The organism is Deltaproteobacteria bacterium (assembly GCA_009692615.1).
Lineage (GTDB): Bacteria > Desulfobacterota > Binatia > UBA9968 > UBA9968 > DP-20.
Genome location: SHYW01000143.1, coordinates 1 through 10,945, shown reverse-complemented (window position 1 = coordinate 10,945; position 10,945 = coordinate 1). Strand labels below are relative to the sequence as shown.

Genomic DNA, 10,945 nt, shown 5'->3' with positions numbered 1-10,945 from the left:
GAATGTAAATGGTCCAGCGGCGGAAACGGATTGAAAAAAGGATGGGTATCGAATTTGTCGCGATAAGACTGCGGCATGTAATTGATAATCGCTTTGGTATCCTCGATCACATGACCGTCGCCGTCGATAATCGTATGGCCTTGAAATGGCATGGGCGTTACCTCCAATTTGTTACGCTTAGGTCATCAAGGAGAGGCTGATTTGTCAAGACCGCCTTCGGCAGTTTCGGATTCAACTCGAAACCCGTAACCCGAGACTGAATGCATCATGAACCGGCGCCGCCGAACCATTTGTTGTACAGCTGATCGTAGGTGCCGTTCTCTTTGAGCTTCAATAAAACTTCGTTGACCCGCTTGCGCAGCGGGCTCTTGTCCGGGAAAGCGACGCCGTAGTTCTCCTTGCGAAAAATCGTTCCGACGGTTTGCGTTTTGCCTTTGCCTTCATGGGAGGCGTAGTAAAGCAACACCGGCGCGTCATAAACAATGGCGTCGATCTGGTTTGTTTGCAGCGCGAGATACGCTTCTTCGACCTTAGCGAATTCAGCGGGTTCGATATTGTGTTGGCGTAGGTATTCCGAGCCGGTGCTGCCGGTGACGCTGGCGACCCGTTTGCCGGGAAGATCTTCCGGGCCGTTAATGTCGCCGCGCAGTTGCTGCAACGTTAGGCTCGAGGTTACCGCGGCGGTGAAGTAGGCGATGAAGACGACGCTGGCGAACATCCAGAAAACCGCGACGATGCGCGCTAGCGCCGCGCGCGGCATCTGATCCGCTTGGGTGGCGAGCGTCGAAGCCGCCCACCAACAGGTCTCGAAGATGCCGGGATAATATTTCGGATGCGACAACATGCCGCTCGGATGGCGCCGCTCTAGCAGCCAAACCAAATGCGCGATGACGACCAGAATGATCGCTACGCCTAAGATGTAAGGCAGGACAGTGGATGAAAACAAATTGGCGAGGATGGTTTTGACCAACGCCGTCCGGCTGGTCTGCATGGGCGTCAAGATCTGCAAGCCGGCGTCGAACATTGGCTGAGAGAAGTCCAATGCCACTTCGCGTTCCGCCGTGATCGAGATCGCCGCGATGCCGAGGTCGACCTCCTTCGACTTCACCGCGGCCAACAACTCCTTCACCGTCGGCTTAACGACGAATTCAGTCTTGACGTTTAACTGCTTGGCGATTTCATTCCAAAGCTCGATGCTGAAACCGGTGCGCGCGCCGTTCTCTTCGAAAGCGAAGGGCTTGACCAAACGGGTGGCGACGCGCAGCGATTCCGGCTGGGTTTGGGGCGCCGCTACCGTTACCGTGAACCCTAATAGCAAAAGCACCATGATGCTTTTCAACCATCGCATCTGGAGCCCCGTCTTCATCGAAAGTCTCATTCGCATCTATCGCGCCGCCGGCAAGAACGAGAAGTCGGTGTGTTTCATCGGATCGTAGTCGGCGGCGATGGTCCGTTCTTGGCGCAGGATGTCCAAATAACCGCGGCCGGTTTTAGGGTTCATGCGGCTGTCTTTATTCAATATGCGAATCAGGGTCGCGTAGGTGCCTTCGGCTTCTTGCTGGTTCACCTTGAACTTGTCGACGATCATCTTGACGGTGTCGGGGCGGTTGGCGCGTAGCCAGGCGATGGCTTCCAGCATCGCGGTGACGGTGCGGCGCACCGACTCGCGGTTGGTTTTGATTTCGTTCGCCGAGGTCACCATGCCGACGTAGGGAATATCCGCGAGCTCGCCCAGCTGGGCGAATTTCTTGTAGCCTAGCGATACCGCTTTGTCGTCGAAGGGCGGCGTCAATACCGTGCCGACCACACGGTTACTGGTGAGCGCGCGAAAACTATCGGCGGTGCCGCCGGTGTTGATGGCGCCGACATCTTTTTCGTTGATCTCGGACTTTTTCAAAAACGCTTGGAAGAAATAGTAGGGCGAGGTGCGAACGCCCGACAAGGCGACGGTTTTGCCGATCAGGTCCTGGGGCTTGTTGATGTCTTTGTGCGTCACCAACACCCAGGGTGAAATATCGCAAAAATTCATCACCATGACCAATGGCAGGCCGGCGATGCCGGCGGAAATCGCCGTCGAAGCGGAGGTGAAGTAATTGATATTGCCGGCGACCACGGCTTGGGGCGCGATCGAGTTGGTGATCTGAATGTATTCGGATTCAATATTATGTTTCTTGTAGAAGCCTTTCTCCTGGGCGACGTAATAGGGCAGATAGGAAAACGCCAGGGAGGGGAAACCGACGCGGATTTTGTAGGGAGATTCGGCAGCGCGACCGATGGTGGGTATCAGCAGAGTGAACATGAACAGCATGCTCACGATAATAGCCGCAGGCATTCTTCGACCCTCACCCTTCCCTCTCCCATCGGAATGGGCGAGGGTAAGAATTGATCGTAGGGCGCGTAGGTTTCGAAGTTTCAACAAAAAGTCGCGCTTCATTGCTGGACTCCTTATGCTGTCGCCACTTTCGCCTGGCCGTTCCACGACTGGCGCGCGAGCTTGAGTGCTTTGGGCTGCGGCAGATTCTTCAGCTCGAAAAAATCCACGGCGTTTTTGCCGAGGAGTTTTTCTTTCTGGGCGAAACTTAAGTCTTTGCTTTCGACCACGTCTTTGACCGAGTAGGGGAAGTGGCAATCCCAATGGCAGTAATCCGACGCATAGAGCACGGTGTCCTCGCCGTTGGCGGCGAAGACGCGGTCAAGACCGGTCTCTTCGGATTCGCAGGTGAGCACGACCTGTTTGCTCTTGATGATCTCGCTCGGCCTGCGCTTGAGCTCGGGCATCTGCGGCGCGAGTTTTTCGATATGCTCGTCGAAACGCTCGGCCCAAAACGGCAGCCAGCCGGCGCCGCCTTCCATGAAGCCGACTTTCAATTTCGGAAAACGGTCGAACACTCCTTCGCCGATCATGTGCATCATGGCGATCATCAGTTCAAAAGGAAACGCGGTCATGTGGACGTAGACGTATTTTCTAAACCGCTCGCTGCCGGCGCCCATGACGCCGGAGACGCCGGGCACGCCGTCGTGGCCGGTCTGCGGATGGACGCTCAGCGTCATGCCGATGGACTGGGCGCATTGATAAATCGGATCGAACATTTTGTCGCCCATATTGTTCAAGCCGTAGACATTGGTCGGCAACATCGCTGTCACTGCGCCGGCTTTTTTCAAATATTCCAATTCCTTTACCGCGGCCGGCGGGTCTTGGCAGGGAATCAAGCCGACGCCGAGCAAACGATTCTTGTCGGCGGCGCAGTATTCCATCAACCAGTCGTTACAAGCGCGGCAGAGCACGGCGGATAGTTCTTTGCTCATCAAGCCGTTGACCGTGAGCGCGATTTGGGTGCCGAACAATATGGCCACATCGATGCCTTCGGCGTCCATGTCTTTCAACCGCGCCAGGGGGTCGACCATGCCTTCGCGAAAGCCGCGCGCTTTGTCGGTCATCGGTCCGGAGACCCCGGGGCCGAGACCTTGAGAGGCCGACCACAGGCGGCCTTCGAGCAGCATGCGGCCGTTGCCTTCATTGTCTTTCATGTTGATCGGTGCCTGGGAACGCCACTTCTCCGGCATACGCGGCCGCAAGTCGATATTGCCTTCATATACATGGCCGTCGGCGTCGACGACGAGAACGTTATCGAAATTATCCATGGTGATTTCCTGCCTTCGATTTATTTTTGACTTCGACTCGCCGCTAGATGTTCCGGCAGCTGGGTCGTGTTGTCGGTAACTGCCGTGGCGATTTGCTCGGCGGTCAATCCCTTTACTGTCGTCAAAGACGTACCACTAAGGTTGGTTTTGTTCAAATTACTATTTTCCAGATTGGCATTTTCCAGGCGCGCGCCCTTGAGTGTCGCGCCGCTTAAGTTTGCGCCAGTAAAATCAACGCCGCGCAGGTCGGCATTTTGCAAATTGGCGCCCTGCAAGTCGGCTTCATAGGCGAAGGAATCTTTCAGATCGGCCCAGGTCAAATCGGCGCGCCGCAGATTGGCCTGGAACAGATAGATGCCTTGGAGATTGGCCCGGCTCAAATCGGCGCCGACGAGAAACGCCCGGGTGGCGTCGGCGAAGCGCAAGTTGGCGCCGCGCAGCCGGCCGCGCTTGACCCTATCGATCTCGTCTTCTTCTTGGCCTTTCCAATTCTGTAGTCTCGCCGAGACATCGACTTCGCGCAGATCGGCGAAGGATTTGTTGCCCAGAGCATGCAACAACTGCGGCACCCAGCGGCGCACGTCGGCCGCAGTCACGTCGGCTTGGATTAAAGATTTTTCCCCTTCGGTAACTTCGTATTCAGGCGGCACACCTTCGATGGCGCCCAATGAAAGAATATAAATTGTCGCGCCGATCAGGGCGATCCAGGACAGGCGCGAATAAATTGCCGCCTGGAAGAACAGATTCTTGAGCGGCACGGCATTCCTACGCTGGCCGCGCAGTGTCGACACGGCGAGCCGATAAAGTATGACACCGGCGGCGATGGCGCCGACCAACACGACGATGTGGAGGGCAGTGCCGTTCCAGTCATGCCGGCGCAAGTAGCGCAGCCAAAACAGGGCGATCGTCAGCGGCACCAACCACCAGGCGATCCAGATCGAGACCGCTGACTGTAACCGTGACAGTGGCGGCCGGCGTTCTTTGAGGTAGGGGTTGTAAGACTAGACCAGTCCGGTGAGCAGCCAGGGATAGGCGCGCTTGCCGAGGGAGCGGCCATCGGGAAACACCGCCGGCAAATCGGCGAGCCGTTCCCAGAGCCGCTGCAAATGAAGATGGAGATAAATGTAGAGGAGCAGCAAGATCAGCGGACCGACGACATAGAAACTCACGATCGGGATGGACGCGCCAATGATCGGTAACGGCGACGATGCCGAGTTGGTCAGCAGCAGAACATCGCTGGTGCCGGCGATGGTCAGCCAGCCATAGACACAGGAGAGCAACGTGCTGAAGAAAAGCGCGCGGGCATTTTTCGATTCCTCCTCGACCACGCGCAGACCGTCGAAATCGCCGAATTTTTCCGGCAGACGGGCGCCGGCGAGATTGACGCCGGCGAGCTGCGCCGGCAAGAGACCGACGGCGCGGCTGAGGTCGGCATTTTCAAAATTGGCGGCGCGCAATTTGCTGCGCAGCAACAATGCACCCTGAAGATTGGCATCGGCCAAATCGGCGTGCTCAAGATTGGCACCGGTCAAATCGGCGTCGGTGAGACTGACGTTGCGGAGATCGGCGCCAGACAGATCTGCATTGGCCAACTTGGCGCCATCGAAGTGGCGCACGCCGGCGGCGTACTGTTTTTTCAGCTGTTCGGCGCTGGCGACGGATGCAGCGGACTCCTCGGCGCTTGGGTTGGCGGGCATGGAATGAATCGTTGGCGGCTTGTTACTCGACTGCCGCAGAGCATAGGTAGGGGCTGTGCCGCTGTCAAGCGATAATTCGCCAATCCCGTTGAAGGCAGGTTTAATTTTGCCGCGGCTATGGGGAAATGTTATACAGTTTAAATCGAATTTGCATGGCATAAACATCGGCACTATTAGGAGCGATACATGATGAAGCATATCTCAACGGCCATGCTGGCCGCGGGCCTGGTCATCTCCCTCGCGCAGCCCGTTTGGGCTCGCACCTGCCCCAAGTTGATCAAAGAAGGTCGCGATCTGCTCGTCAAAACGAAGCTGGTCAAGACTGAAAAAGACAAAGTCAAAGCGCTGATCGACGAATCGGAAAGACTCCACGACGGCGGCGATCACGGCGAGTCGATGAAGAAGGTGAAAGAAGCGCTGACGCTGCTGAAGAAAAAATAGCTTTCGGAGCGCGGGCTTTTCGCTCACAGCGCTTGCGTCTCCCTGGCGGAACCCAGTTCGATCGCCTGAAGTCCGCGCGCTTTAACATGGCCATCAATGATGGGAATTATTACAGCGAAAGTCTCGCGGCCGACTAGATTGAGCCGAACCGTAGTAGCGAAGTGACTATGATGGGATATGCACCATGGCCGGCCCGCTTACCACCGCTTCCGTAAAGAAACGGCTTGTGAAAAAAATCTCTGCGCATCTGATGGAACCCCACTCAATTGCCCAGGGAACTCAGCGCAGGTTTGAATAGCGGCGGTCAATTCGATATTCAAGCAGAACAGATGCTCACGATTCTCCAAGATTGCCGGCAGGGCAAGCGGCTTTCCCGAGCCGACGCTCTTTCGATGACTGTGGCCCAAGGCGACGAGTTGCATGAGCTTTGCGCCGCCGCCGCCGCGTTGCGCGATCGTCATAAGGGGCGGGTAGTCACCTTCTCACCGAAGATCTTCGTGCCGCTGACCAATCTGTGCCGCGATTTTTGCGGCTACTGTACTTTTCGCAAAGCGCCCGATGAGCCGGGCGCCAAATCGATGACCCTCGACGAAGTTTTGCGCGTGGTGCGCCAAGGCAAGCTGCTCGGTTGCAGCGAAGTCTTGTTCAGTCTGGGCGACAAGCCAGAGGCGATTTATCCGGAGATGAAACAGTTCTTGGCCGAGCGCGGTCATCAGCGCACACTCGATTATCTAGTCGAGGCTTGCCGCGTTGTGCTGCAAGAAACCGGGCTCTTGCCGCATTCCAATCCCGGCGTGATGGGGCGCGGCGATTTGCAGCGGCTGAAGCAATTCAACCCGAGCATGGGTCTGATGCTCGAAAGCGTCAGTGAGCGTTTGCTGCTCGCCGGTGCAGCCCACGACAATGCGCCCGACAAAAAGCCGGCGGTGCGGCTCCGCACGTTAGAACTGGCCGGCGAGCTGCGGATTCCTTTCACCACAGGGATTCTCATCGGCATCGGTGAGAATTGGCCGGAGCGAATCGACTCGCTGATCGCGATTGGCGAGCTGCATCAACGCTACGGCCATATCCAAGAAGTGATCGTGCAAAATTTTCGCGCCAAGCCGACCATTCCCATGCGCGCGCATCCCGACGCGACGACGGATGACATGGTCAAGACGATTGCGATCGCACGCTTAATCCTGGGCGGCGAGATGAACATCCAAGCGCCGCCGAACTTAACCCCCGACGGTTACGAATTCTACTTAGACGCCGGCATCAACGACTGGGGCGGCGTGTCGCCGTTGACCCCCGACTTCATCAATCCCGAAGCGCCCTGGCCGGCGTTAAACTTACTCCAACAAAAAAGCGCCGAGGCGGGTTTCGAACTGCGGGCGCGCTTGCCGGTGTATCCTGAATACATTCGGCAGGGCGACAAATTTCTCGCGCCTTCGTTGTTGCCGGCGATCGCCGATCTGTGCGGCGCGGACGGATTGGTCAAAGACAACGGTCCCCTTGGCAAGGTGGCAGCGCTCGAGAATTCCAACCATTCAGGACTCGCTTAATGATCGTCGTGTTCACCGGCGGCACCGGCGGCGCTAAGCTGATCGAAGGGTTGGCGGCGGAGATCGATCCCGCCGAATTGACCATCATCTGTAACACCGGCGACGACGCGATCTTTCATGGATTGCACGTATCGCCGGACATCGACACCATCACTTACACACTGGCGGGTTTGAACGACGGTGAAAAAGGTTGGGGCCTGAAAGACGATACTTTTGTCGCTCTCGAACAATTGCGTCGCTTGGGCAACGACGCGTGGTTCAATCTCGGCGATAAGGATTTGGCGACGCATATCACGCGCACGCGCATGCTGCGGGAAGGGCTAACTCTATGTGAAGTCACCGATCATCTGCGCCGCGTACTCGGCGTGGGCGCGACGATCTTGCCTATGTCCGACGAGCGTGTCGAAACTCGCGTGCTGACGGCCGCGGGAGAAATTTCGTTTCAAGAATTTTTCGTCAAAGATCGTTGGGCAGGCGATGTTGCATCAGTCCGCTTCGATGGCGTTGAAAAGAGTCGTCCCGCGCCCGGCGTGATTGGCGCGCTTGAGAACGCCGAAGCGATTGTCATCTGCCCGAGCAATCCGATCACGAGCATCGGCCCAATTCTTTCGGTTCCCGGCATTCGTAATGCGTTGATTGAAAGCAACGCCGCGGTGATCGGTGTCAGCCCGATGATCGGTGCCACGGCGATTTCCGGACCCGCGCATAAACTGATGGTCGCCAGCGGTTTCGCAGCTTCGGCACTGGGCGTGGCACAATGTTACGGTGATTACCTTGACACTTTGATGATTGCCGACGAAGATCGCGATTCCAGCCAAGAGATTGAACGATTGCAAGTTAACGTGGTCACGAGCGACATCCGCATGCCCAATCTTTCCGCCAAGCGCCGCTTGGCGCGCGAGCTCTTGGCCTTGGCGCGAAAATAGTCTAGAAAATTCTGTCTGGTCTGCCATGAATGTCGCCGTACTTATGCCCGTCAAAGGTTTTCGCAACGCCAAGCAACGCTTGAGCCCGTTGTTGGGAGGCGCGGCGCGGGAGCTTTTGGCCGAAACCATGTTCCGCGATATTTTGCGCCAGGCACGACTGGCGCGCGGCTTAGCCGGAACGTTCGTCGTGACCGGTGACGACAAAGTCGCGGCGATCGCGGCGCTGGCCGGCGCCGAAGTGATTCGCGAAAGCGCCGAACATGGTGAGACCGGCGCCGTCGACTTCGCGCGGCTGGAATTGAAAAACGCCGGCTGCGAAGCGGTGCTGATTCTTCCCGGCGATATGCCGCTGGTGCGGGCGGCGGACATCGAGCAAGTTCTCGCCCAAGTTCCCGACGACGCGCGGGCGCCGTTTGCTTTGTTAGTTCCGTCCCATGATCGCTTGGGTACCAATGCTTTGCTTTTGGCGCCGCCGGATGTGATTCAACTGCGCTTCGGTTACGACAGTTTTACTTTTCATTCGGCGCAAGTGACTGCGCAAGGCTTGCCGCTGCGCTACTTTGAAAACGACAACATCGCTTTGGATATCGACGAGCCGCAGGATCTTGAACGCTTTCTCGACTACCAGTTAGCCGACGGCGACTCGACGCGGGTGGCGCGCGAATTCTTGGATGCGGCGGCGCAATCCAAGCGCGGCGCGGCAGCGCTATGAAGCGGCTGGAACTTTTCGGCATCGAATCGCTCGGTGAAATCGGCGCCGGTGCCGCCATCGGTCAGTTGATTGTCGAAGCCTGCTCACGCCAGGGCGTCGCGTTGGCCGACGACGATGTCTTAGTCGTCGCGCAGAAAATCGTTTCCAAGGCCGAAGGGCGAATGGTGCGTTTGAATGACGTGCAAGTCTCTGCGCGCGCGCGCCAGTTGGGCCAAGAGCTGGACAAAGAAGCAGCGTTGGTCGAAGTGATACTTGGCGAGAGTCGAAAAGTCATTCGCACGGGCGGCCGCGCCATGATCGTCGAGACTCACCACGGTTTTGTCTGCGCCAACGCCGGCGTCGATCAATCCAATGTTGGCATTGGCGTTGTCGCGTTGCTGCCGCAAGATGCCGATCGTTCGGCGCGGGCAATTCGCGACGAGGTTCGCAGTCGCACAAGTAAAAGCGTCGGCGTGATCATCAGCGACAGTTTCGGCCGCGCCTGGCGCGTCGGTACCGTGGATGTCGCAGTCGGTATTGCCGGTATGAAGGCGATTAAAGACGAACGCGGATTGAAAGATCGCCATGGTTACGAACTCAAAGCCGCGGTGGCGGCGATCGCCGATGAAATCGCATCGGCGGCGGAATTAGTCATGGGCAAGCGCGACGGCGTTCCCGTCGTGGTGGTGCGCGGATATCAAATCGAAAAAAGGGAGGATGGATCGGTGCAAGAGCTTTTACGCCCCGCGGCGGAAGATCTTTTTCGCTAGATCAAAATGTATTTATGGACAACTTCAGTGTAGCGATCGTCGGTGGCACGGGAAACTTAGGCAGCGCCTTGGCGCTGCGCTTGGGCGCGCCTGGGGTGAAAATCATCATCGGCTCGCGGGATGCCGAAAAGGCGCGGCTTGCGGTGGAGACTTTGAAACCGAAACTGCGCGCCGGCGAGATGGTCGGCATGACCAATCAAGAGGCGGTGAAAGACGCCAACTTCGTGGTCATCGCCGTGCCCTATGAAGGACAGGCGCAGATGGTGCAGGATTTGAAAGGCCAAGTGGCGGGGAAAATCATCATCGACACGGTGGTGCCGCTCAACAAAGTAAGGCCCTTCGTGCCGCCGGCCGGTTCGGCGTTGCAGGAAGCGCAGCAGATTCTCGGCGATGAAGCACCGGTGATCGGCGCGTTGCATAACATTTCCGCCGTCGATCTTGGCGATGTCGATGCGCCGCTGGGCGACGTGTTGGTGTGCGGCGACAACGCCGAGGCGAAGTTGAAGGTGATGGACATCATCACGCGCATCGGCGCCACCGCCTACGACGCCGGCCCGGCGAGCAACGCTTACGTGATCGAAGGGTTGACCGGCGTGATCATCGCGCTTAACCGCAAATACAAATCCAAGCACGGCAGCATCAAGATCACCGGCATCGGCGGTCATTAAGTCTGATTCGCTGAACCTGCGCTGGTCGAACCGGTAATAATTACCGTCGGTGGAACATTTTTATCGGCGCGATCGGCGTTGCCAGCACGGGTGCGTCAAAAACTCCCACGCTTTGGCGGATTCGATCATGCGGCAGGCTGGCGCGCTAATTGCCTATGGTTGATTATCATATGGCAAAACTAACAATTCGCTTCGCCGCGCTCGCGGTTCTTGCAACCTTTAGTTTCAGCGGCTGCGCTGGTGTCGGCATGACGCTCTTTGGTGTCGGCACCGGGGTTACCGCCGGTACGTCGGTGGCCTACACCATGGACGGCGTCGCTTATCGAACCTTCACTATGTCGTTGCCGCAGGTGGAAAGCGCGACGCGCACGGCTCTCGACCGCATGGGCATCAAGGTCGATGGCACGGCGAACACCGAGCACGGCAAATTCAACTGCAACGATTCGACAAGAGTAAAATACATGCGAATGCGCAGATGGGCGCGAAAGAATTGAAACTCTATTGCGCGGTGAAATAGGACGCTGACAAATTATTGGAGACTGCGATCAACAAACTCGGCTTGAGCG

The 10,945-nt window shown here is 57.4% G+C and carries 12 protein-coding genes; 7 read left to right on the top strand and 5 right to left on the bottom strand.

The features are described 5' to 3' along the window. Positions 1–265: 265 nt before the first annotated feature. The 5 genes from EXR70_23130 to EXR70_23110 are packed head-to-tail and all read right to left on the bottom strand — an operon-like array spanning position 266 to position 5,537. Positions 266–1,384, bottom strand: coding sequence for a transporter substrate-binding domain-containing protein (locus EXR70_23130; GenBank protein MSP41391.1), 1,119 nt, complete (start codon positions 1,382–1,384; stop codon positions 266–268). Next, complete coding sequence (locus EXR70_23125; GenBank protein MSP41390.1) at positions 1,385–2,434, bottom strand: ABC transporter substrate-binding protein; 1,050 nt, start codon at positions 2,432–2,434, stop codon at positions 1,385–1,387. Between the two features lie 11 nt (positions 2,435–2,445). Next, entirely contained in the window at positions 2,446–3,642 is a 1,197-nt protein-coding gene (locus EXR70_23120; protein MSP41389.1) for an amidohydrolase, read from the bottom strand. A gap of 20 nt (positions 3,643–3,662) precedes the next feature. Continuing rightward, the gene (locus EXR70_23115) at positions 3,663–4,607 is read right to left on the bottom strand and encodes a pentapeptide repeat-containing protein (GenBank protein ID MSP41388.1); all 945 of its coding nucleotides are present in this window, start codon (positions 4,605–4,607) and stop codon (positions 3,663–3,665) included. A 36-nt stretch (positions 4,608–4,643) separates the two neighbouring features. Then, the gene (locus tag EXR70_23110) at positions 4,644–5,537 is read right to left on the bottom strand and encodes a pentapeptide repeat-containing protein (protein MSP41387.1); all 894 of its coding nucleotides are present in this window, start codon (positions 5,535–5,537) and stop codon (positions 4,644–4,646) included. Between EXR70_23110 and EXR70_23105 the strand changes: the two genes are divergently transcribed. The 7 genes from EXR70_23105 to EXR70_23075 all read left to right on the top strand — a co-directional run bounded on the left by EXR70_23105 (position 5,526) and on the right by EXR70_23075 (position 10,873). After that, positions 5,526–5,780, top strand: coding sequence for a hypothetical protein (locus EXR70_23105; protein MSP41386.1), 255 nt, complete (start codon positions 5,526–5,528; stop codon positions 5,778–5,780). The two genes, EXR70_23110 and EXR70_23105, sit on opposite strands and share 12 nt — an antisense overlap. A 329-nt stretch (positions 5,781–6,109) precedes the next feature. After that, positions 6,110–7,324 carry a 7,8-didemethyl-8-hydroxy-5-deazariboflavin synthase subunit CofG gene (gene cofG / locus EXR70_23100; protein MSP41385.1) on the top strand — a complete coding sequence of 405 codons (1,215 nt, stop codon included), beginning with the start codon at positions 6,110–6,112 and terminating at the stop codon, positions 7,322–7,324. Next, positions 7,324–8,250, top strand: a complete 927-nt coding sequence (locus EXR70_23095; GenBank protein MSP41384.1) for a 2-phospho-L-lactate transferase — start codon at positions 7,324–7,326, stop codon at positions 8,248–8,250. The genes cofG and EXR70_23095 overlap by 1 nt, the downstream gene beginning before the upstream one ends. A gap of 25 nt (positions 8,251–8,275) precedes the next feature. Continuing rightward, complete coding sequence (gene cofC / locus EXR70_23090) at positions 8,276–8,962, top strand: 2-phospho-L-lactate guanylyltransferase (GenBank protein ID MSP41383.1); 687 nt, start codon at positions 8,276–8,278, stop codon at positions 8,960–8,962. Continuing rightward, on the top strand, positions 8,959–9,711 hold the full coding sequence (cofE, locus tag EXR70_23085; protein MSP41382.1) for a coenzyme F420-0:L-glutamate ligase: 753 nt from the start codon (positions 8,959–8,961) through the stop codon (positions 9,709–9,711). Before cofC ends, cofE begins: the two co-directional genes overlap by 4 nt. Before the next feature lie 14 nt (positions 9,712–9,725). Next, entirely contained in the window at positions 9,726–10,379 is a 654-nt protein-coding gene (npdG, locus tag EXR70_23080; protein MSP41381.1) for an NADPH-dependent F420 reductase, read from the top strand. A 170-nt stretch (positions 10,380–10,549) separates the two neighbouring features. Further along, positions 10,550–10,873: a hypothetical protein gene (locus tag EXR70_23075; protein MSP41380.1), complete on the top strand. Its 324-nt coding sequence runs from the start codon at positions 10,550–10,552 to the stop codon at positions 10,871–10,873. The last annotated feature ends 72 nt before the right edge of the window (positions 10,874–10,945 follow it).

What these genes read in the sequence shown, in the direction of transcription:
- EXR70_23095 (MSP41384.1), top strand. Translation starts at nt 7,324, where the DNA reads ATGATCGTCGTGTTCACCGGCGGCACCGGCGGCGCTAAGCTGATCGAA.
- EXR70_23125 (MSP41390.1), bottom strand. Translation starts at nt 2,434, where the DNA reads ATGAAGCGCGACTTTTTGTTGAAACTTCGAAACCTACGCGCCCTACGA.
- EXR70_23105 (MSP41386.1), top strand. Translation starts at nt 5,526, where the DNA reads ATGATGAAGCATATCTCAACGGCCATGCTGGCCGCGGGCCTGGTCATC.
- EXR70_23110 (MSP41387.1), bottom strand. Translation starts at nt 5,537, where the DNA reads ATGCTTCATCATGTATCGCTCCTAATAGTGCCGATGTTTATGCCATGC.
- cofG (MSP41385.1), top strand. Translation starts at nt 6,110, where the DNA reads ATGCTCACGATTCTCCAAGATTGCCGGCAGGGCAAGCGGCTTTCCCGA.
- EXR70_23130 (MSP41391.1), bottom strand. Translation starts at nt 1,384, where the DNA reads ATGCGAATGAGACTTTCGATGAAGACGGGGCTCCAGATGCGATGGTTG.
- EXR70_23075 (MSP41380.1), top strand. Translation starts at nt 10,550, where the DNA reads ATGGCAAAACTAACAATTCGCTTCGCCGCGCTCGCGGTTCTTGCAACC.
- cofE (MSP41382.1), top strand. Translation starts at nt 8,959, where the DNA reads ATGAAGCGGCTGGAACTTTTCGGCATCGAATCGCTCGGTGAAATCGGC.
- npdG (MSP41381.1), top strand. Translation starts at nt 9,726, where the DNA reads ATGGACAACTTCAGTGTAGCGATCGTCGGTGGCACGGGAAACTTAGGC.
- EXR70_23120 (MSP41389.1), bottom strand. Translation starts at nt 3,642, where the DNA reads ATGGATAATTTCGATAACGTTCTCGTCGTCGACGCCGACGGCCATGTA.
- cofC (MSP41383.1), top strand. Translation starts at nt 8,276, where the DNA reads ATGAATGTCGCCGTACTTATGCCCGTCAAAGGTTTTCGCAACGCCAAG.